Source organism: Blautia sp. AM23-13AC (assembly GCF_003435675.1).
Lineage (GTDB): Bacteria > Bacillota > Clostridia > Lachnospirales > Lachnospiraceae > Fusicatenibacter > Fusicatenibacter saccharivorans.
This window is the reverse complement of the sequence record NZ_QTUL01000001.1, coordinates 505,897-525,377: the sequence shown is the minus strand read 5'-3', so window position 1 is coordinate 525,377 and position 19,481 is coordinate 505,897. Positions and strand designations below refer to the sequence as shown.

Annotated in this window: 21 protein-coding genes and 1 pseudogene; 21 read left to right on the top strand and 1 reads right to left on the bottom strand. The window is 48.6% G+C overall.

The window, feature by feature from the left end; all coding sequences use genetic code 11:
* Positions 1-137: 137 nt before the first annotated feature.
* The 11 genes and pseudogenes from DW642_RS02395 (at position 138) to DW642_RS15785 (ending at position 9,370) form a co-directional block, all read left to right on the top strand.
* Complete coding sequence (locus DW642_RS02395) at positions 138-1,061, top strand: radical SAM mobile pair protein B (RefSeq protein WP_117509139.1); 924 nt, start codon at positions 138-140, stop codon at positions 1,059-1,061.
* Between the two features lie 190 nt (positions 1,062-1,251).
* Positions 1,252-1,485, top strand: coding sequence for a FeoA family protein (locus tag DW642_RS02390; protein ID WP_117509138.1), 234 nt, complete (start codon positions 1,252-1,254; stop codon positions 1,483-1,485).
* A pseudogene (locus tag DW642_RS02385) lies at positions 1,478-2,439 on the top strand (FeoB small GTPase domain-containing protein). Before DW642_RS02390 ends, DW642_RS02385 begins: the two are co-directional and overlap by 8 nt.
* Positions 2,349-2,615: a FeoB-associated Cys-rich membrane protein gene (locus DW642_RS16730; protein ID WP_117509137.1), complete on the top strand. Its 267-nt coding sequence runs from the start codon at positions 2,349-2,351 to the stop codon at positions 2,613-2,615. The pseudogene DW642_RS02385 and the gene DW642_RS16730 overlap by 91 nt, the downstream one beginning before the upstream one ends.
* Positions 2,616-2,775: 160 nt before the next feature.
* On the top strand, positions 2,776-2,994 hold the full coding sequence (locus DW642_RS02375; RefSeq protein ID WP_117509136.1) for a cation transporter: 219 nt from the start codon (positions 2,776-2,778) through the stop codon (positions 2,992-2,994).
* Positions 2,995-3,092: 98 nt separating this feature from the next.
* Positions 3,093-5,093: a heavy metal translocating P-type ATPase gene (locus DW642_RS02370; RefSeq protein WP_117509135.1), complete on the top strand. Its 2,001-nt coding sequence runs from the start codon at positions 3,093-3,095 to the stop codon at positions 5,091-5,093.
* Positions 5,094-5,102: 9 nt separating this feature from the next.
* Positions 5,103-5,363, top strand: coding sequence for an ArsR/SmtB family transcription factor (locus DW642_RS02365; protein ID WP_256359688.1), 261 nt, complete (start codon positions 5,103-5,105; stop codon positions 5,361-5,363).
* Positions 5,364-6,143: 780 nt separating this feature from the next.
* Positions 6,144-7,160: an O-acetyl-ADP-ribose deacetylase gene (locus DW642_RS02360; RefSeq protein WP_117509133.1), complete on the top strand. Its 1,017-nt coding sequence runs from the start codon at positions 6,144-6,146 to the stop codon at positions 7,158-7,160.
* Between the two features lie 186 nt (positions 7,161-7,346).
* Positions 7,347-7,997, top strand: coding sequence for a vWA domain-containing protein (locus tag DW642_RS02355; protein WP_022462485.1), 651 nt, complete (start codon positions 7,347-7,349; stop codon positions 7,995-7,997).
* Positions 7,998-8,001: 4 nt separating this feature from the next.
* On the top strand, positions 8,002-9,036 hold the full coding sequence (locus tag DW642_RS02350; protein ID WP_055228476.1) for an alcohol dehydrogenase: 1,035 nt from the start codon (positions 8,002-8,004) through the stop codon (positions 9,034-9,036).
* A 172-nt stretch (positions 9,037-9,208) separates the two neighbouring features.
* Complete coding sequence (locus DW642_RS15785) at positions 9,209-9,370, top strand: hypothetical protein (RefSeq protein ID WP_158554958.1); 162 nt, start codon at positions 9,209-9,211, stop codon at positions 9,368-9,370.
* Positions 9,371-9,419: 49 nt separating this feature from the next.
* Here DW642_RS15785 and DW642_RS02345 read toward each other — a convergent pair whose 3' ends face one another.
* Positions 9,420-10,256 (bottom strand): 4Fe-4S binding protein, encoded by an 837-nt coding sequence (locus tag DW642_RS02345; protein WP_442857741.1) that lies wholly within the window; start codon positions 10,254-10,256, stop codon positions 9,420-9,422.
* A gap of 629 nt (positions 10,257-10,885) precedes the next feature.
* Between DW642_RS02345 and DW642_RS02340 the strand changes: the two genes are divergently transcribed.
* The 10 genes from DW642_RS02340 (at position 10,886) to DW642_RS02285 (ending at position 19,474) form a co-directional block, all read left to right on the top strand.
* Positions 10,886-12,187 carry an MFS transporter gene (locus tag DW642_RS02340; RefSeq protein ID WP_117509131.1) on the top strand — a complete coding sequence of 434 codons (1,302 nt, stop codon included), beginning with the start codon at positions 10,886-10,888 and terminating at the stop codon, positions 12,185-12,187.
* 133 nt (positions 12,188-12,320) lie between these two features.
* On the top strand, positions 12,321-12,596 hold the full coding sequence (locus tag DW642_RS16125; RefSeq protein ID WP_242991103.1) for a hypothetical protein: 276 nt from the start codon (positions 12,321-12,323) through the stop codon (positions 12,594-12,596).
* Between the two features lie 270 nt (positions 12,597-12,866).
* Positions 12,867-13,082 carry a hypothetical protein gene (locus DW642_RS02325; protein ID WP_022462490.1) on the top strand — a complete coding sequence of 72 codons (216 nt, stop codon included), beginning with the start codon at positions 12,867-12,869 and terminating at the stop codon, positions 13,080-13,082.
* A gap of 416 nt (positions 13,083-13,498) precedes the next feature.
* Complete coding sequence (locus DW642_RS02315) at positions 13,499-14,494, top strand: asparaginase (protein ID WP_117509129.1); 996 nt, start codon at positions 13,499-13,501, stop codon at positions 14,492-14,494.
* A gap of 333 nt (positions 14,495-14,827) precedes the next feature.
* Positions 14,828-15,100 carry a hypothetical protein gene (locus DW642_RS02310; protein ID WP_191892600.1) on the top strand — a complete coding sequence of 91 codons (273 nt, stop codon included), beginning with the start codon at positions 14,828-14,830 and terminating at the stop codon, positions 15,098-15,100.
* A 48-nt stretch (positions 15,101-15,148) separates the two neighbouring features.
* The gene (gene pcp / locus DW642_RS02305) at positions 15,149-15,793 is read left to right on the top strand and encodes a pyroglutamyl-peptidase I (protein WP_117509128.1); all 645 of its coding nucleotides are present in this window, start codon (positions 15,149-15,151) and stop codon (positions 15,791-15,793) included.
* 139 nt (positions 15,794-15,932) lie between these two features.
* Positions 15,933-16,415, top strand: a complete 483-nt coding sequence (locus DW642_RS02300; protein ID WP_055218301.1) for a LeuD/DmdB family oxidoreductase small subunit — start codon at positions 15,933-15,935, stop codon at positions 16,413-16,415.
* A 5-nt stretch (positions 16,416-16,420) separates the two neighbouring features.
* A complete protein-coding gene (locus DW642_RS02295; RefSeq protein ID WP_117509127.1) occupies positions 16,421-17,671 on the top strand; it encodes a 3-isopropylmalate dehydratase large subunit in 1,251 nt (416 codons plus the stop codon).
* A gap of 45 nt (positions 17,672-17,716) precedes the next feature.
* Positions 17,717-18,208 (top strand): LeuD/DmdB family oxidoreductase small subunit, encoded by a 492-nt coding sequence (locus DW642_RS02290; protein ID WP_022462500.1) that lies wholly within the window; start codon positions 17,717-17,719, stop codon positions 18,206-18,208.
* Positions 18,209-18,226: 18 nt separating this feature from the next.
* Positions 18,227-19,474, top strand: a complete 1,248-nt coding sequence (locus DW642_RS02285) for a 3-isopropylmalate dehydratase large subunit (RefSeq protein ID WP_117509126.1) — start codon at positions 18,227-18,229, stop codon at positions 19,472-19,474.
* Positions 19,475-19,481 lie beyond the last annotated feature (7 nt).

Sequence of the window (19,481 nt, the reverse complement as noted above, 5' to 3'; positions counted from 1 at the left end):
TGGAACCTGACACATCAGGCCCATGAGCTTGGCATCCCTGTATTTATGAAGGAAGATCTGCTTCCTATCATGGGAGAGGCACAGATGGTACAAGAATTTCCCCCGGCTTTTTACCGGGTATTGGAGGAACAGAAGACGTGGCAGAAGTGAGAGAGAGCAGCATTCTGATTCAGGATGTAGAAACCAAAAATATTATGACAAAATCCACCCTGCCGGTGGGCGGCTATTCCGTCAATCCTTATGTGGGCTGTACCCATGGCTGCAAATACTGCTACGCCTCGTTTATGAAGCGATTTACCGGGCACACCGAACCGTGGGGTACATTCCTGGATGTGAAACATTGGCCAGCAATCAAAAATCCGCAAAAGTACAAAGGGCAACGCGTAGTCATCGGTTCTGTGACCGATGGCTATCTGCCCCAGGAGGCTCAGTTTCAGAACACCCGAAAGCTTCTTGAACAGTTCCGGGGCAGCGAGGCGGAAATTCTCATCTGCACCAAGTCAGACTTGGTAATCCGTGACATCGATCTTCTGAAAGAACTGGGAAAGGTCACGGTCTCTTGGTCGATCAATACGCTGGACGAGGATTTCAAAAACGATATGGACAATGCCGTCAGCATCAAGCGACGGCTGGATGCCATGAAGCAGATCTATGATGCGGGCATTCGCACCGTCTGCTTTATTGCCCCTGTCTTTCCGGGTATCACGGATTTTGAGGCTATCTTCCATCAGGTCAGAAATCAATGCGACCTGATATGGCTAGAAAATCTAAACCTGCGAGGCGGATTCAAAAAAGACATCATGGACTATATTTGTAAAAAATATCCTGACTTGGTTCCGCTGTACGACGCTATCTACAACAAGAGAGACAGAAGCTACTTCCGTGGTTTGGAGGATCAAGCGGAACGGCTGGCGAAAGAAAACAGCTGTCCCTTCGTGGACAACGAGCTGCCCTACGGCCGGGCAGAGCCTGGGCACCCGGTCATTGTGGATTACTTTTACCATGAGGAAGTGCGTGGCTCGGAAAACACCGGACGACGCAACCCAAAAAATAATTTGTGAAATAAATGGGTTCTGACATGGAGCGGTGCTTCAATGTCAGAACCTTTTTTAGCACTGTTTACCCATTCAGAAGTTTTCTTATCCCTCTTGGAAGGACTTGTACTCCGTCCATTGTTTTTCGATTTTCCCCGCTCTACAATGTAGACAGAACGATTAAATGATTGTTTATTGATATTGAGAGGTGAGAAAGATGCTTTTGAAGGATGCGAAGATTGGACGGGCTTATACCGTAAAGTCCATTCATCTTCCCTTTCAGCTTGAGCGGCGTTTGGAGGCTTTGGGCATGACCCGTCAGACCGCCATCTCTGTGCTGAACCGAAAAGGAAAGGGAATTTTGATTATTAAACTGCGGGGCACCCGGTTTGCCCTGGGGTATAACATTACCAAAAATATTACAGTGGAAGAAGGTGACGTGCATGAGTGAACAGAAAATGACCATTGGATTTATCGGCAACCCGAACTGCGGCAAGACCACCCTGTTCAACGCCTATACCGGGGCCAACTTGAAAGTGGCCAACTGGCCGGGCGTGACCGTGGAGAAGGTGGAGGGCGTCATGAAGGACCACGACCTTACCATCCATCTGGTAGACTTACCCGGCACTTACAGCCTGACCTCCTATACCATGGAGGAAACCGTCTCCCGGCAGTTTATCCTCAGCGATGAGGTGGATGTCATCATCAATGTGGCGGATGCCTCCGCGCTGGAACGAAGTCTCTATCTGACCTTGCAGCTGCTGGAGCTGGGCAAGCCAGTGGTGCTGGCTCTGAACATGATGGACATTGTGGAAAAGCGGGGCATGGAGATCGACCTGCACCGTCTGCCGGAGTATAAGCTGCCCGATTCCCGGACGGTGGCCATCTATGTGTGGGAGAAGGTCAAGGATTATCTGGAAAAGGCAGGCACTACGATTTTTATTGCCACACTGGTTATTTGGCTTCTGCTGAACTTTGGCCCCCATGGCTATTCCCCAGATATGGCACAGAGTTTCGGGGCTATGATTGGTAAGTGGCTGGTTCCCTTCTTTGCCCCCATTGGCTTGGGCTTCTGGCAGATTGCCGTGGCTCTGATTGCCGGTGTCTCCGCCAAGGAAGTGGTGGTGTCCAGCTGTGCTGTGTTGTTCGGCATTGTCAACGCCAGCTCGCCAGAGGGGATGAGTGCTTTTGCATCTGCATTGAACGGTATCGGCTTGGGCCTCTCAATGCCTTCAGCCTGATGGTGTTTTGCCTGCTCTATATTCCCTGTGCGGCGGCTCTGGCTACTATCCGCAAGGAATCGGGAAGTTGGGCATGGATGGGTTTTACCGCCATTTTCCAGTTGTTGGTGGCGTGGATTGTCACTTTTGTAGTGTACCAGATTGGATTTTTTGTAGTGCTTTAAGCAAGCTATTTTTGCAAAGAGTCCAAATGGAGGAGGTTTATATGGCATCTTTAATTTTACTCATTGTATTGGCGGTATATTGTATCTGGTCTTTGAGACGCATGGTAAAACGCCGAAAAGAAAATCGCGGGAAGTGCGCGGGTTGCCCTTATCAGGGGACTGGAATGTGCCGATAAAAGCTGTTTTTTGCCCAAGTAGAAGAACCCTTTTCCCAAATGGAAGGATATAGGTTCAAAGCGTTGACGAGGACGGTTTTCCTGCGTATGATGAAGATACAGTTAAATAATGATTTAATTGTTTGACACAAAATTACTACTCGGAGAGGAGATTTTCAAAATGAAAAAGACTTACAAAATTGATGTGGATTGCGCTAACTGCGCCAACCTGATGGAGGATGCAGCCCGCAAGACCAGCGGCGTACAGAGCGCTACGGTGAATTTTATGACCCTCAAGATGAACGTGGAGTTCGAGGAAGGTCAGGACCCCAAGGCTGTTATGCAGGAGGTTCGCAAAGCCTGCAAGAAGGTGGAACCCGATTGCGAGATCTTCCTGTAAGCCAGCGAAACGAAATGCCCTGTTGAGCGGCAGCTTGCAGGGCGTTCTTTCTCTTAGACAAATAAACGAATAAGCAATCGTGAAAGGAGTAAAACGAAATGCAGGAGTATATCATCAACGGTCTGCTGGTCGTGGTGGCTCTGCTGGCCGTGATTCTTCAAATCATCGGCACGCGGCCCACCGCCGGTATGACCAAAAAACAAAAAGTGATGTTGTGGCGGATTCTGACTGCTACGGTTCTACTGTTAATTTTGCAGGTCCTGGGCGCAGGCGCATTTGAAGTGTTTGGCGCGGCAGGCCGCTGGATACGTCTGGCTGTGTTCATGGTGGATTATCTGGTCATTGGCTACGACATTCTGGAAAAAGCCGGAAAAGGTATCCGCAACGGTCAGGTGTTCGATGAGCACTTTCTGATGGCGGTGGCTACGCTGGGTGCGCTTGCCCTGGCCATATATGAAAACGGCGACTATCTGGAGGCCATCGCGGTTATGCTGTTCTACCAGGTGGGCGAATGGTTCCAGTCTTATGCTGTGGGCAAGAGCCGCCGGAATATCAGTGATCTGATGGACATCCGTCCTGATCATGCCAATATCGAACGGGAGGGAAAACTGGAACAGGTAGACCCGGACGAAGTGGGGATCGGCACCATTATTGTGGTACAGCCCGGCGAAAAAGTTCCTATTGACGGTACGGTGGTTCAGGGTGAATCTACACTGAACACCGCTGCCCTCACAGGCGAGAGCTTGCCCCGCGAGGTCAAAACCGGGGATGAGATCATCTCTGGCTGTATCAATATGACAGGCTTGCTCCATATCCAGACCACCAAGGAATTTGGCGAGTCCACTGTCTCCAAAATTCTGGATCTGGTGGAGAATGCTTCCTCCCGGAAGTCCAAGTCGGAGGACTTTATCTCCCGCTTCGCAAAAATTTACACCCCTGCGGTATGTTATGCCGCACTGGCCTTGGCAATTCTGCCTCCTTTGGTGCGGATGTTCGGTATGGGACTGGATGCAGACTGGGAGACCTGGATCTATCGGGCGCTGACCTTCCTCGTTGCCAGCTGCCCCTGCGCTCTGGTCATCTCCATTCCTCTGTCTTTCTTTGCAGGCATCGGCGGAGCCAGTAAGGCGGGCGTTCTGGTGAAGGGGTCCAACTATCTGGAGACCCTGTCACAGGCTAAGATCGTGGTCTTTGACAAGACCGGCACACTGACTCAGGGCGTATTTGAGGTGAATGCGATCCATCACAATGAGATGGATGAGCACAAGCTGGTGGAATACGCCGCTCTGGCAGAGAGCGCTTCAAGCCATCCCATCAGCAAGAGCTTACAGAAAGCCTATGGCATGGAAATCGACCGCAGCCGTGTAACCAATATTCAGGAGCTCAGCGGCAACGGAGTGATTGCCACAGTGGATGATCATCAGGTCGCAGCTGGAAACGACAAACTCATGAATCGTTTGGGGGTCCAGGCTATTCCGTGCCATAGTGTGGGGACGATCATTCACATGGCGATTGACGGGAAATATGCCGGACACATTGTTATTTCCGACATCGTGAAGCCTCACTCCAAGGAAGCCATCCAGGCATTAAAGTCGGCTGGGGTTCGCAAGACTGTGATGCTTACTGGTGACGCCAAGAAGGTGGCTGACAGTGTGGCCTCCGCTTTGGGGTTGGATGAAGTTTACAGTGAACTGCTTCCTGCTGACAAGGTGGAGAAAGTGGAGCAGTTGATTCAGAACAAACCAGAGAAAGAAAAACTGGCTTTTGTGGGAGATGGCATCAACGACGCCCCGGTGCTTCGCCGGGCAGACATCGGCATCGCCATGGGTGCCATGGGTTCTGATGCCGCCATTGAGGTTGCTGATGTGGTTCTAATGGATGATGACCCCTTGCAGATCTCCAAAGCAATCAAAATCTCCCGCAAGTGCCTTGGTATCGTTTATCAGAACATCGTGGTGGCCATCGGCGTAAAACTGGCCTGCCTCGTGCTGGTCGCTCTGGGCTTCGCCAATATGTGGCTGGCCGTGTTTGCGGATGTGGGCGTGATGATTATAGCCGTCCTCAACGCTATCCGGGCGCTGTTTGTGAAAAATCTTTAAAGTTCAGAAATAAACGAAAACAGAAAGGGGGACCCTTCCCGCATGAAGGTTTTATTTCAAATTGGACCCTCGGAAGCATGTGTCAGTGAAGTTGCAGACAAACTGAATATGTCAGAGTCCGCTGTTTCTCACCATATCCATATTTTACGCATGAACGGTTTGGTTCGCTGGCGCAGGAGTGGAAAGGCTATTTACTATGTTCTTAAAGATGACCATATTCGCTCAATTATCTTTCAGGGATATGAACATATTAAAGAATTCGCTAGTTAGTAGGGAGAAAAACAAATAATTTTAACCGAATCAAGTAAGTCCCCTGCTTCCATTGCGAAAAGCAATAAGCAGTGGGTGGGGACTTGCTTGTATCAGGAGGAGTGCAAGCTCCTTCTGATAAACTGCGGAGCAGTTATTCGGTTATGAGCAAGTAGCGAAGCGGATTGCGAATATCTGCTTGACTCATCTGCCGGACGACAGCAAAAGAAAAAAGCCGTCGTCCAGTAGGTGATTTCCATGTAAATATGATATCATGGGTTTGTATGCGAGAATGGAAATAAGATGGAGCAACCCTTGGAGAATAAGTGATGAACAATGTTCTGGGGAATGGCTCTTTGATCAGTACAAGGTGTACGGGGGATTTCTAAGAGAAAATCAAATCGGAAATGCAGGATTGGCCTGGAGCCCAGGAGACTGTGCAGGAAATCCTGAAAGGGGACGAGTAGAAAAAAGAGCAGCTGCATGAGCAGGAAGTGCAGAAGGAAGAAGAAAATAGACAGAGCAGTTGATGATGGAATGTCCGGTGCAGTGTGGGTGTAATGCTCATGTTGCATCGGTTTTTTATAAAAATAATTTTTAATAATGTTGATTTTTAACTGCTCTTAACTCAAATATTGCATCTTAACTTAAAAAGAGTTAAGATTGCAAGTAATGACATGGAATATCTCGATAAAGTTCCTGGAGTCAAGAATCAAAGTGTTTTTAAAGAAGCTTATGTTATGGGATATTCTATTTACTAATGTTGATTTTCAACTGCTGGACGAATGGGAGGTATGCTTCATGCCGTTGCAGCTTATCAGAAACGATATTACAAAAATGAGTGTTGATGCGATTGTCAATGCGGCCAACACGTCCCTTTTGGGTGGCGGCGGTGTGGACGGCTGCATTCATCGTGCGGCCGGCCCGGAACTGCTTGCAGAATGCCGTACGCTGCATGGCTGCGAAACCGGCAGTGCAAAAATTACAAAGGGATACCGTCTGCCCTGCAAATATGTGATCCATGCAGTCGGTCCGCGCTGGCGGGATGGCAGGCATCGGGAGCAGGAGCTTCTGGAATTCTGTTATCGGACATCTTTGAATCTGGCGAAAGAAAATGGCTGTCAGTCTGTAGCCTTTCCGCTGATTTCCTCCGGTGTTTACGGCTATCCAAAAGACCAGGCTCTGAAGGTTGCAGTCGATACCATCAGCGAATTTTTGCTGGAAAACGAGATGATGGTCTATATCGTTATTTTTGACCGAAAGACATATCAGATTAGCGGAAAGCTGTTTGATGACATCGCAGTGTACATAGATGACAGGTATGTGGAAGAATATACCGACAGGAGGGCAGAACAGAGTCGGTGTTCCGAAGCATGGCAAGAGGAATCCTGCTTTGAAGCTGCATCTGTCCCGCTGCCGCCCGAAGCAATCTGTAAATCCTGCAGCAGTCAGTCTCTGGAAGAGGCGCTGGGGCAGATGGATGAGAGCTTTTCAGAAATGCTGCTTCGAAAGATTGAGGAAAGCGGTATGACGGATGCACAGTGCTACAAGAAAGCAAATATTGACAGGAAGCTCTTCTCAAAAATTCGCTCGGATAGATTCTATAAGCCATCCAAACCTACGGTGCTGGCATTTGCCCTCGCTTTGGAGCTGCCGCTTGCCCAGATGCAGGAGATGCTCGGCAAGGCAGGATTCACATTGTCCCATTCGAGTAAATTCGACATCATTGTAGAATATTTTGTTGAACGGGGAAACTATAATGTGTATGAAATCAATGAAGCACTGTTTGCCTTTGACCAGAGTCTGATCGGTACATAAGGAAAAAGAAATGTCGCTTTCCATGCGACCACTCCGCAAAAGAAAATCGCTATACTATGGCTGTAAGGTACGAAATCGAGCAGTCATTTGCGTGAGGAATGAGCCAAAGCTCGAGCTTGCTCGAAACCTTGGCGAATACTGCGACAGCGAGCCCGTAAGGGCGAGATCTTTTAGAAGGATAAGCATATGAGAAAGAATTTAACAGAGATCGTTTTTATCTTAGACCGCAGCGGTTCTATGAACGGACTGGAACGGGATACCATCGGCGGATTCAATTCCATGATTGAGCAGCAGAAAAAAACAGAGGGCGAAGCACTGATTTCAACGGTACTGTTTGATAATGTGAGTGAAGTCTTGCACGACCGTGTAGATGTAAAGGACATCCGACCAATGACTGACCGGGATTATACGGTTCGCGGATGTACGGCACTCTTAGATGCCATCGGCGGTGCGATTCATCACATTGGAAATATTCATAAGTACGCACGACCGGAAGATGTCCCGGAGCATACCATGTTTGTAATCACTACGGATGGAATGGAAAATGCCAGCCGCCGGTATGACAGCGAAAAAGTGAAGCAGATGATCGAGCGGCAGAAAGCGAAATACGGTTGGGAGTTTTTGTTCCTTGGTGCCAATATTGACGCGGTAGAGACCGCAAGCCAGTTCGGAATCGGTGCAGACCGTGCAGTCAACTATCAGTGCGACAGCGAAGGAACTGCGTTGAATTATGAGGTGGTCAGCGAAGCAATCAGCTCTGTCCGGTGCAGTGCCCCGTTGAACGCAGACTGGAAAAAGCGTATAGACGAGGATTACAAAAAACGTGGAGGAAAATAGAAATATGCAGGCGTATACCTACGTTTCAAAAGGAAAATTCGAATTAAGAGAGAAGCCAAAACCGACCCTGATGCAGGAGCGGGATGCTATTGTTAAAGTGACACTCGCCAGCATTTGCTCCAGCGATCTGCATATCAAGCATGGCAGCGTTCCGCGGGCAGTACCCGGGATCACGGTTGGCCATGAGATGGTGGGGATTGTGGAAGAGGTTGGAAAGGCAGTTACCAAGGTAAAACCGGGAGATCGGGTGACAGTAAACGTGGAGACCTTCTGCGGTGAATGCTTTTTCTGCAAGAAAGGGTATGTGAATAACTGTACAGATGAAAATGGCGGTTGGGCGCTGGGCTGCCGGATCGATGGCGGCCAGGCGGAATATGTGCGTGTACCCTTTGCAGATCAGGGACTGAATAAGATTCCGGATGGCGTTACGGATCGACAGGCATTGCTGGTGGGCGATGTTCTGGCTACCGGTTACTGGGCAGCGCGTATTTCAGAGATCTCAGAGCAGGACACGGTGCTGATCATCGGAGCCGGCCCCACCGGTATCTGTACCCTGCTTTCGGTAATGCTGAAAAAACCAAGACGGATTATTGTGTGTGAAAAGGATAAAAATCGTCTGCAGTTTATCCGACAGCATTATCCGGAGATTTTGTTGGTTTCTCCGGAGAAGTGTGAAGCGTTTGTACGGGCAAACAGCGATCATGGGGGAGCTGACGTTGTGCTGGAGGTTGCGGGGGCGGAAGCTACCTTCCGTCTGGCCTGGGAATGCGCGAGACCCAATGGTCTGGTGACGGTGGTTGCTCTTTATGATCAGGCACAGATCCTGCCGCTTCCGGATATGTATGGAAAAAATCTTACCTTTAAAACCGGAGGAGTGGATGGCTGTGACTGTGAAGAAACATTACGGTTAATTGCAGAGGGAAAATTGAACACAGAGCCGCTTATCACCCACACCTATCCCTTAGAAAGGATAGAGGAAGCCTATGAACTCTTTGAAGGTAAGCGGGACGGTGTAATTAAGGTAGCAGTAGAATGCTAAAAGAAGATATAGATAATTCCAATCATTAATGTACTATATATGGTATGATAATGATTGGAATTTTGTTATAACAGGGGGATTTCCAACCATTAGTATATACGATCCATGAAAAATCAGGCAAAATTATGTATAGGTAATTAAGGGATCGGTTTTATGAATCCGCTGGGTCCGGATGTGGCGACAATCCGTACTTCTGGCTGTATCGTCTTTTCGCATGGAGGCAATGGCTGCCGGAGGATTTGCCGGAGAATATGAACGATGGATGGATATGGCAGATCTGCCGACCGAAGAGGAAGAGAAGGAATTAATTGCCGCGATGTTTTCTCTGAACTAAATGATCTGACGGCCGAAGCGAGGAATAAATTTACGGAAGAGGAAAACGGTTAATGCAGTGCTTTTGAGGGACAAACTTTCGTGCATTCATAGCAGAGAATACACTCTGTTCCGTTTTTCCGCCTGCGGGTTTCCTTATTAACCTCCACGTTCATGGGGCAGACCTGCAGACACTTCCCGCAATGGACGCACTTATCCTCATCGCAGTGGACGCGCAGAAGAGAGAAATAGCTCATAGGTTTGAGAAAAACCGTAATGGGACACAGGTACTTGCAGAATGCCCGGTTATCTTGAAACAGGAAGGCGAACACAATACCGACAAGGTAATAAAGCGCATTTCCGGCCAGGAAAAGCCAGAACATGATTTGCTCCAGATGTGCCACCTGCATCAGAAACAGCCCAGACACCAACGCCAGAGACAGAAGAAACATCACATAGCGAAGGAAGCCCAGCTTTTCTTTTCGTGGCTTCTGCGGCTGATTGTAGGGCAGAAAGTCCAGCACCATAGCTGTCCAGCAGGCGTAACCGCACCAGCCACGCCCAAAAAGCAGCGGTCCGAAAATTTTTGCAACCGCGTAGTGGATAGTTGCTGCTTCGAAAACGCCGAGAAACAGGTAGTACCAGAACCCTTCGATCTGCATATTTTCACGGGAAATCACGCCAAGGTACAGCAACATATAGCTGCCCACCGCCAACTGGACGAAATGCCGGGCATATCGTTTCCCGGCGGTAAACAGTGCCGTTCCAAGCCCAAGGCAGGCTCCGATGTAGCTGAAATTCAGCAGATAGAAAAAATTGTCCTTTGTGAGCCACAGCGTAACTGCCACTGCTTCAAACAGCAGAAACAGCAGCATAGATGGCACGTATTTGTGAAGTCTGTTTGGGATTTTCGTCATCTCTTTGATCCTCTGCTTTCTTATTTTTTCTCAATGCACGGACTGCCAGGCCGGTGCAAGAGCGTGTCTGGTATCTTAGCATAAGTATAGCAGAGAAATAAAAAAATAGTAATCAGATTCTTATAAAACATCTGCAAAAAAAGTGAAACGACTACAGGCGCAGACGGTTATGACCGCCTGCGCCTGTAATCGTTTGGAGTCATGCCAGACTGTTTTTAAAAGCTGTCTGGAAATGGCCTGGACTGGAAAAGTTTGATGTATTCCTATGCATAGGGTATAATGTCTTTAGGAAAAAAGATATGATTACGAAAACAAAATATTCCGCAAACATGATAGAGAAAGCAGGTATGCTATGAAAAGAAAAATTATGATTGCTGCAGTGGCAGCTGCTGTGATTTTTGCGGTGATTGCGATCATTTCCGTTTTGGCGCAGACACCGGCATTAATCTGAGAAATCGAAATGATCTGCTGTGAAATTTCCGGCGGATCATGGAAGGATGGGAAAACTGGCGTTTTGCAAATGATTTTGCCTACTTTCATACAAAAAATACTTTGAATATCAAGAAATCTATGCTACACTGATACTGCATGACAAAATAAAAGAAAGTGGGGATTGTAGTATGAGTGGTCTGTTTCGGGCTCTTCATCGGACAAAAGTGTTTCGAAATCTGACGGAGCAGGAGTTTGCATGGGTTTTATATGATGTGGGAAATTCGGCATTTATTATGCTTGCCTGTTCGCTGATTCCGATCTGGTTTAAGAGTCTGGCAATCGGTACAGGGCCGGGAAAAATCAGTTCGGATCAGGCGACGGCGTATTATTCGATTGCCATTTCCATTGTTACGGTGGTGGTGGCACTGATCGGTCCTGTCTGTGGTGTGCTGGCAGATCATAAGGATAAGAAAAAGATCTTTTTTACCACAACGGCAGGCCTGGGCATTGCAGGATGTGTGCTGAATGGCGTTGCAACGAGCTGGGTGATGTTTTTGGTCATTTATATTGTGACAAGAGTCTGCTATAATGCATCGCTGACGATTTACGATTCCATGCTGAATGATGTGACAACGGAGGAACGTATGGATGAGGTATCCTCCTATGGCTATGCGTGGGGATACCTGGGATCCTGCATTCCGTTTCTTGTAGCACTGATTGCTTACGTGTTGGGGCCGGATATGGTCGGGGTGCTGCCGGATTTTGTCTCTAAGATGATTGGCTTTGGCGTGACGGCTCTCTGGTGGCTGGTGGTGACGCTGCCGTTGCTGAAGGAGTATCGGCAGAAGAATTACGTGGAAATGAGAACGGTTACCGTCGGCCAGACATTTGGAAAAATATTCAGAACCCTGAAAAAAATCGCAGTTTCGGACCGGAAAGTATTTTTCTTTCTGATTGGATTCTTTCTCTATATTGATGGGGTCGGAACTATCATTGATAACTGCATCAACATCGGAACCGATCTGAACCTGAATACGGTCGGACAGGTTGTTTTCCTGCTTGCCACGCAGGTTGTCGCTTTTGGAGGATCTCTGTTTTTTGCAAAACTGTCGCGGAAAAAAGATACGGTATCCCTGATTCTGATCTGCATCGCAGGCTATTTTGTTATCTGCCTCTATGCGCTGACACTGCGGACGCTGGTGCACTTTGCGATTCTGGCATTTGGAGTGGGATGCTTTCAGGGATCAATTCAGTCGTTGTCGCGGTCGTATTATTCCAAAATTATTCCGGCGGAGAATTCGGGAGAATATTTTGGCATCTATGATATTTTTGCCAAGGGCGCTTCCTTCCTTGGATCTGTAGTCATTGCAGTTGTAAAGCTGGCGGGAGGAACGATCAACGTAGCAGTTGCATGTCTGGCGGTTTTCTTTGCACTTGGATTTGTTTTTCTGAAAATTGCAGACCATCAGCCGATGGCGGGTGAAAAATAAAAGATACACAGCATAAAAAATCTCAAAACCAGGAGAACAAGAGCAACTGGTTTTGAGATTTTTTGTTTTTGACTCCGGGGTTTCACAAAGAGAGGTTACGTGTTACGATAATCAGTGAGTCGGGCTGCCGGGAATGTGGCTGCCTGAAAAAAGCACAGACAGGCCAGATCCGGAAAGCCGGAAGAGTCGATCACAAGGATGCGTTTCTGGACACCGAGGAGCTGCACATTGGTACCAGACCCCATTACACTTCTATCTGCAGACCCCGATTGCACAGATTCATGATTACAGCATGGCGCAGTTTGAGCATTGGACGAAAGAAACATTCTCTGCCAATTTTCGCAAAATGCTGACGCTGGAACAATACCGCGATCCAAAACTTGCGCAGCTTCATCATGATTATCTGTGAGAAGAACCCGGAAGCTTTTGAAAAATTTGAAGCCGCATTCCCCAAAAAGGAAAAGCTGAAACTGCTGGGGCAGCTGTTCTGATTCGAGCGATAAAGTTTGGCAGCAGAACGATGCTGAGGGGTAAGCAGGTGTGTGATAAAAGGAGAACAGGACAATGGGGGAATCCCGTGTCCTGTTTTTTTGCCCCTGAAAAGTGGAAATTTCCTATCCCCTCTGCATACAATACAGGTAGAGTATCTTTTCAAACCCGTTCAGAAAGGATGATCATTATGACGAAAGGCATTGTAAAAATAAAGAAAAACCGTGCATTTGTAGAGCAGCAGAACGGCGAGGTGGAAGTGGCTTCCGGGCAGTATGTGTATCTGAAAGTGGAAAATTGCTGGATTCCGGTGGTGGTGCGGTATTCGGCGCGGAGGAAGAAGTGGTATTTTAAGTATCTCGAGGAAATCCCGGTCTGCGGGCAGAAGGTGCTGCTGAAGGCGTAGCCGGTAAAGGGCGTTTCACGTATGTTTAACATGTGTTTAATCTTTCTGAGTCAGAAATTCATTATGCAGCTCCTGGATTCTGCGCTGTTCGGCAGCTTCCTGTTTTTCACGCTCCGATCAATACGAAGATCCCGCAAGCAGAGCGCAGATCAGCGTCAGACCGAAAACAAGAAGAAAAGAATAAAGATATGGATGACCGGGATGATTTTCATGATTCATAGGAAGCCTGGCTTTCTGAATGTAAAATTCGTAGATAAGGATTTTCTGTGTCTAAAATTCAGTATAGCAAACGGAATTTTTCGCGTCAATGGAAAGGATTGGTTTCTCGATTTCCAAATTCATCATTTACGCCGTCCCCAAAGTCTGCTAAGATAAAGAAAACTTGTTACCAAACGAGAAAACAGGAGTGATTTACATTGAAAAAGATTTTATTTATCGCAACCGGCGGCACAATCGCTTCGAAGAAGACGGAAAATGGTCTGACTCCGCAGATTACGCCGGAGGAGTTATTGTCTTATATTCCGGAGGTGGAAGGCCTCTGTGAGATTACGGCGGTGAATCCGTTTAATCTGGACAGCTCGAATGTGGTTCCGGAGAACTGGAGCACGCTGGTGAAAGTGGCGAAGGAGCATTACGAGGATTACGACGGTTTCGTCATCGCGCACGGAACTGATACGATGGCGTACACCGCGGCGGCGCTTTCCTATATGATTCAGAATTCGGAAAAGCCGATCGTCATCACCGGAGCACAGCGGCCGATCAATTTGGATATCACGGATGCAAAGACAAACCTGTCCGATAGCTTTTATTACGCCTGTGATGATGCATCCCAGGGTGTACAGATTGTGTTCGACGGAAAAGTCATCGCGGGAACGCGCGCGAAGAAGGTGCGGACGAAGAGCTACAATGCCTTTTCCAGCATCGATTTCCCGTACCTTGCGGTAATACAGGACCGCAGGATTCTGCGGTATCTGCCGATGCTGCCGTATGAAAAGCCGGTTCGTTTTTATGAAAACTTAAGCGATAACGTTTTTCTCTTGAAACTGATCCCGGGAATCAGCCCGGTATTGCTTCCGGCGATTTTTGAGCACTACGATGCGATCATTGTGGAGAGCTTCGGTGTCGGCGGTATTCCGGCGAGCATCAAGGAGCCGTTTTACGAGCTCTGCCAGAAGTACCCGGAAAAACTCATCATCATGTGTACCCAGGTTTCTCACGAGGGAAGCGATATGACCGTCTATGAAGTCGGCCATGAGATGAAAACCCTGTGCAACATTCTCGAGTCATACGATATGACCCCGGAGGCAGTCGCAACTAAAACCATGTGGCTTCTCGGCAACCGTCCGGATGATCATGAGAGCCGGGAAAAAGCATTCTATAAACCGATCAACTACGATACGGTCTGGAAATAAGAAAAAGAAAGACGGCAAAAAGGCTGTCACGGTCCGCAGGAAAGAAATGTTTCTGCTGGCTGTGAACGCCTCTTTTTCTTTTTGAGGAAAAAGAAATTTTCTGCAAAATTTTCAGACAGTACGGACGCAAAATTGATTTTTATTGGAAGAATTGTGCAAATTTCATAGAAAAATCAGAAACAGGTTGATATCTTTTGAACATTTTAGTAGAATTGAATTCATGATGCAGTGCGGAAAACGGCGGATTTTGGATGACGAATCCAACCGCTGGTTACAGTTACAACATATGTCGATATCGAGGAGACACCGACCGGCATCCGCTTAAAGAAGTATATGGAGAAATATTTCGATCCACGGATTTATATCGCAGGAGAGCTTGGCATCGGACTGAATTCGTGCTCGAACTGCCTCGGCAACTGCTACATTGAGGATGAATCCGCGTATGGAACTTTCCACGTAGGGCTTGGACGCAATATCGCGCTCGGCGGCGTGCAGAATGCGAAAGGCCACTTCGACCTGGTCTGCCGGGAACCCGATATTTTTACCGATAACCGTCAGATTATGGACCGGGGAAAGATTATTGCACCCGAGCCTGTGTTATACTAAAGGACAGAACCAGGAGACAAAAATTAAGAGACAAAAGGAGAAAAGACGATGAAAGTTTTATTAACAGGATTTGACCCATTTGGAGGAGAGAGCGTGAACCCGGCATTCGAGGCCATCAAACTTCTGCCGGATACCATCGCCGGAGCAGAGATCGTAAAAGTTGAGATCCCGACCGAGTTTACCAGAAGTATTTCCTGCGTGGAAGCAGCCATCAAAGAGCACAATCCGGACGTTGTCATCGATGTCGGACAGGCAGGCGGACGCGCATGCGTAACCGTAGAGAAAGTCGGCATCAACCTTGCAGACGCAAGAATCCCGGACAACGCCGGAGAGCAGCCGTCCGATGAACCGCTGCAGGCAGACGGCCCGACCGCATACTTTGCAACGATTCCGGTCAAAGCAATGGTTCAGAACGTCCGCGAACACGGCCTTCCGTGCCACGTATCCTTCACCGCAGGCACCTACGTATGCAACTGCGTCATGTACAATGTGCTTCACCTGTGCGCAACGAAATATCCGAACATCCGCGCAGGCTTCATCCACGTACCGTTCGCATGCGAGCAGGTAGTCGGAAAAGCAAGCACCATGGCAAGCATGCCGCTGGAAACGATTGCAAAATCTCTGGAATACTGCATCGAGGCAGTCGTAACCAACAAAGAAGAAGTAGAAGAAGCAATGGGAACTACCCACTAAAACAGACTTTCAGACCGTCGTACCGGAATTTTGGTGCGGCGGTCTGCTTTTTTTGCTATTTTCTCTTTTGCAAACTATATCTTTTGTGATACAATAAGATTCGTCAGAATTTTTATGCGAAAGGAACGAAAGAAAGAAAATGGAACAGGGTAAAATTTTTAAATTTCATAATGACCTTGATACAGACCAGATCATCGCATCCCAGTATCTGCTTCTGCCGAATCTGGATGAGATGAAAGGTCATGCGTTTGAATCGTTAGATCCGGACTTTGCAAAAAAAGTAAAACCGGGAGATTTTGTCGTAGGAGGAGAAAACTTTGGCTGTGGTTCCTCAAGAGAGCAGGCACCGGGCGTTTTAAAGGCACTTGGTGTACAGGCTGTTATCGCAAAATCCTTTGCCAGAATCTTTTTCCGCAACGCCATCAACATCGGTCTGCCGGCGATTGTCTGTAAAGACCTGCCGGATGCCGTAGAAGACGGGGACACCATGGTCCTCCATATGTCCGAGGGAACCGCAGAGGTGAACGGCAAAACGTACACCTGCACCAAACTGCCGGAATATATGCAGAACATACTGAATCAGGGAGGCTTGATTGCCTCTTTGAACCGCGAGGAGGAGTAAGAACCATGGGAATGACAATTGCAGAGAAAATTATCGCCGCTGCAGCCGGCGTTCCGGAAGTAAAACCGGGAGATATCCACACCGTAACACTGGATCGTCTGATGAGCAACGACGGAACAACTCATCTGACGGTTGATATGTACCGCAACAAATTAAACCACCCGCACATTGCGGATCCGAAAAAGCTCGTTTTCATCGTCGACCACAACGTGCCGTCCGACAGCCCGAAAACAGCAGCATCCCAGAAAAAGATGCGTGATTTTGCAAGAGAGAACAACATTGACTTCTGGGAAGGAAAAGGCGTATGCCATCAGGTGATGATCGAGAACTATGTCCGCCCGGGCGAGCTGATCTTCGGCGCTGACAGCCATACCTGCTCTTACGGAGCACTCGGCGCATTCGGCACCGGTGTCGGCTGTACCGATTTCCTGTACGGCATGGTAACGGGAACTTCCTGGGTACTCGTACCGGAAAGCGTAAAATTCAATCTTGTAGGAAAACTGCCGGAGGGCGTTTATGCGAGAGACCTGATCCTCACCATCATCGGCGAGGTCGGCGCAAACGGATGCAACTACCAGGTGATGGAGTTTACCGGTGAGGGTGCAAAAACGCTGAGCATCAGTGACCGTATGGCACTTTGTAATATGGCAGTCGAAGCCGGCGCCAAGACCGGTATCTTTGAGGCAGATGAGAAAGCCATGGAATACCTGAAAGAGCACGGAAGAGAGCCAAAAGAAGTCTTCCACAGCGACCCGGATGCAAAATACGTCCGAGAGTATACCTTTGACCTCTCCAAAGTCCGCCCGGTTGTTGCAAAGCCAGACTTTGTGGACCGCGTTGTTCCGGCAGAGGAAACGTGCGGAACGCCAATCAATGAGGCATTCCTTGGTTCCTGCAACAACGGAAGAATCGAAGACCTCCGTGTCGGCGCAGAGATCATCCGCGGAAAGAAGGTCGCAGAGGGTGTCCGTTTCCTCGTTGTTCCGGCAAGCCAGACGATCTACCGTCAGGCATTAAAAGAAGGCATCATCGACACCTTCATGGAGGCCGGAGCCATCGTCATGAACCCGAACTGCAGCGTCTGCTGGGGAAGCTGCCAGGGTGTCATCGGCGAGAACGAAGTGCTGATCAGCACCGGAACCCGTAACTTCAAGGGCCGTGCCGGTCATCCAAGCTCCAAAGTATACCTGGGATCCGCTGCTACGGTAACCGCATCCGCGATTGCCGGAAAGATTGCGACGGCAGATCAGATCTGACCATTTTCTTTGAGGGATACATAATATTTTTGGGAGAATAAACATATGGAAGCATTTACAGGAAAAGTATGGGTGCTTGGAGACGATATTGATACCGATATCATTATCCCGACCGAGTATCTTGCTTTAAAGACAATTGACGATATGAAACAGTACGGCTTTTCCCCGCTCCGCCCGGAACTGGCCGGACAGATCGAAAAGGGCGACATCATCGTGGCAGGAAAGAACTTCGGCTGCGGCTCCTCGAGAGAGCAGGCACCGGAGATCATCAAGGCGCTCGGCATTTCCTGCGTTATCGCGAAATCCTTTGCTCGGATCTTTTTCCGCAACTCCATCAATAACGGCCTTCTTCTGATCGAGCAGCCGGATCTGCACGATGATATCAAAGAGGGCGACACCATCACCGTCAAGATGAATGAGCATGTTGATTACAACGGAAAAACATACCCGATCGCAGCTCTGCCGGAGAACCTGATGGATATCATTCAGGCAGGCGGCCTGGTAAAGGCAATGCGCAAGCGCAACGGATTGGATTAAGAGCGGGAGGAAGAAACGATGGGCAATACAGTAATTGAAAAAATCATCCGCCACAACACCGGAAAAGACGTAAAACCGGGCGACATTGTGACGGTCAACGTGGACAGAGTCATGATTCATGATATCTTCATCCCGTTTGTCGGCGATAAATTCGAGGAGATGGGCTTTACCAAACTGTGGGACCCGGATAAAGTCGTTCTGATCTACGACCACCTCGTTCCGACAAGCCAGGTGGACGATACGAGACATTTCCACAAAGGCGATGAATTTGCAAAGAAATATGGCATGAAAAACGTACACAGAAGCGACGGAATCTGCCATCAGTTAATGACAGAGGCAGGTTACGTAAAACCGGGCGACGTTGTTTTCGGAACCGACAGCCACACGACGACATACGGCTGTGTCGGTGCATTCTCTTCCGGAATCGGCTACACAGAGATGGCGAGCATCCTTGGAACGGGTACGATGTGGATCAAAGTGCCGGAGACGATCAAAGTTGTCATCGAAGGCGAGCTGCCGAAAAATGTGATGTCAAAAGACATTATCCTGCGTCTGATCGGTGACCTCGGTGCAGACGGCGCAACGTACCGCGCACTGGAGTTCTCAGGAAGCACCGTAGAAAATATGACCGTGGCAAGCCGTATGACGATTGCCAACATGGCGATCGAGGCAGGTGCCAAATGTGCACTTTTTACCCCGGATGAGAAGACCGCAGAATACTGCGAGATCGAACTCAATGACTATCAGAAGAGCTTAAAAGGCGATGAGGATGCAAAATATCTGTGCACCATCACCTACCGCGCCGAGGATTTTGTGCCGGTTATGGCATGCCCGTCCCAGGTAGACAAGATCCGTGATACCAGCGTTCTCGAGGGAACCCCGATCGATCAGGTCTTCATCGGTTCCTGTACGAACGGCCGTCTCGAGGATCTGCAGGCGGCAGCCGAGGTTTTAAAAGGCAAAAAAGTAGCCGACTACGTAAAACTGATCGTAACACCGGCAAGCCGCAAGATTTATCTGCAGGCAAGCAAAATGGGCATTCTCGATACACTGGCAGAGGCAGGCGCCATGATTACACATCCGGGATGCGGCCTGTGCTGCGGAAGAGCGGGCGGAATCCTCTCTGACGGCGAGCGTGTTGTAGCAACGAACAACCGAAACTTTCTTGGAAGAATGGGTACTTCTAAAGTTGAAATTTATCTGGCATCTCCAAAGACAGCGGCAGCATGTGCAGTAGCTGGAAAAATTGTGACGCCGGAAGTGTAAACGAACT

Coding starts and splice junctions, on each gene's coding strand:
- DW642_RS02390 (WP_117509138.1), top strand. CDS start 1,252: ATGCTTTTGAAGGATGCGAAGATTGGACGGGCTTATACCGTAAAGTCC.
- DW642_RS16730 (WP_117509137.1), top strand. CDS start 2,349: ATGGATGGGTTTTACCGCCATTTTCCAGTTGTTGGTGGCGTGGATTGT.
- DW642_RS02375 (WP_117509136.1), top strand. CDS start 2,776: ATGAAAAAGACTTACAAAATTGATGTGGATTGCGCTAACTGCGCCAAC.
- DW642_RS02370 (WP_117509135.1), top strand. CDS start 3,093: ATGCAGGAGTATATCATCAACGGTCTGCTGGTCGTGGTGGCTCTGCTG.
- DW642_RS02360 (WP_117509133.1), top strand. CDS start 6,144: ATGCCGTTGCAGCTTATCAGAAACGATATTACAAAAATGAGTGTTGAT.
- DW642_RS02355 (WP_022462485.1), top strand. CDS start 7,347: ATGAGAAAGAATTTAACAGAGATCGTTTTTATCTTAGACCGCAGCGGT.
- DW642_RS02350 (WP_055228476.1), top strand. CDS start 8,002: ATGCAGGCGTATACCTACGTTTCAAAAGGAAAATTCGAATTAAGAGAG.
- DW642_RS15785 (WP_158554958.1), top strand. CDS start 9,209: ATGTGGCGACAATCCGTACTTCTGGCTGTATCGTCTTTTCGCATGGAG.
- DW642_RS02340 (WP_117509131.1), top strand. CDS start 10,886: ATGAGTGGTCTGTTTCGGGCTCTTCATCGGACAAAAGTGTTTCGAAAT.
- DW642_RS16125 (WP_242991103.1), top strand. CDS start 12,321: ATGTGGCTGCCTGAAAAAAGCACAGACAGGCCAGATCCGGAAAGCCGG.
- DW642_RS02325 (WP_022462490.1), top strand. CDS start 12,867: ATGACGAAAGGCATTGTAAAAATAAAGAAAAACCGTGCATTTGTAGAG.
- DW642_RS02310 (WP_191892600.1), top strand. CDS start 14,828: ATGGAGAAATATTTCGATCCACGGATTTATATCGCAGGAGAGCTTGGC.
- pcp (WP_117509128.1), top strand. CDS start 15,149: ATGAAAGTTTTATTAACAGGATTTGACCCATTTGGAGGAGAGAGCGTG.
- DW642_RS02300 (WP_055218301.1), top strand. CDS start 15,933: ATGGAACAGGGTAAAATTTTTAAATTTCATAATGACCTTGATACAGAC.
- DW642_RS02295 (WP_117509127.1), top strand. CDS start 16,421: ATGGGAATGACAATTGCAGAGAAAATTATCGCCGCTGCAGCCGGCGTT.
- DW642_RS02290 (WP_022462500.1), top strand. CDS start 17,717: ATGGAAGCATTTACAGGAAAAGTATGGGTGCTTGGAGACGATATTGAT.
- DW642_RS02285 (WP_117509126.1), top strand. CDS start 18,227: ATGGGCAATACAGTAATTGAAAAAATCATCCGCCACAACACCGGAAAA.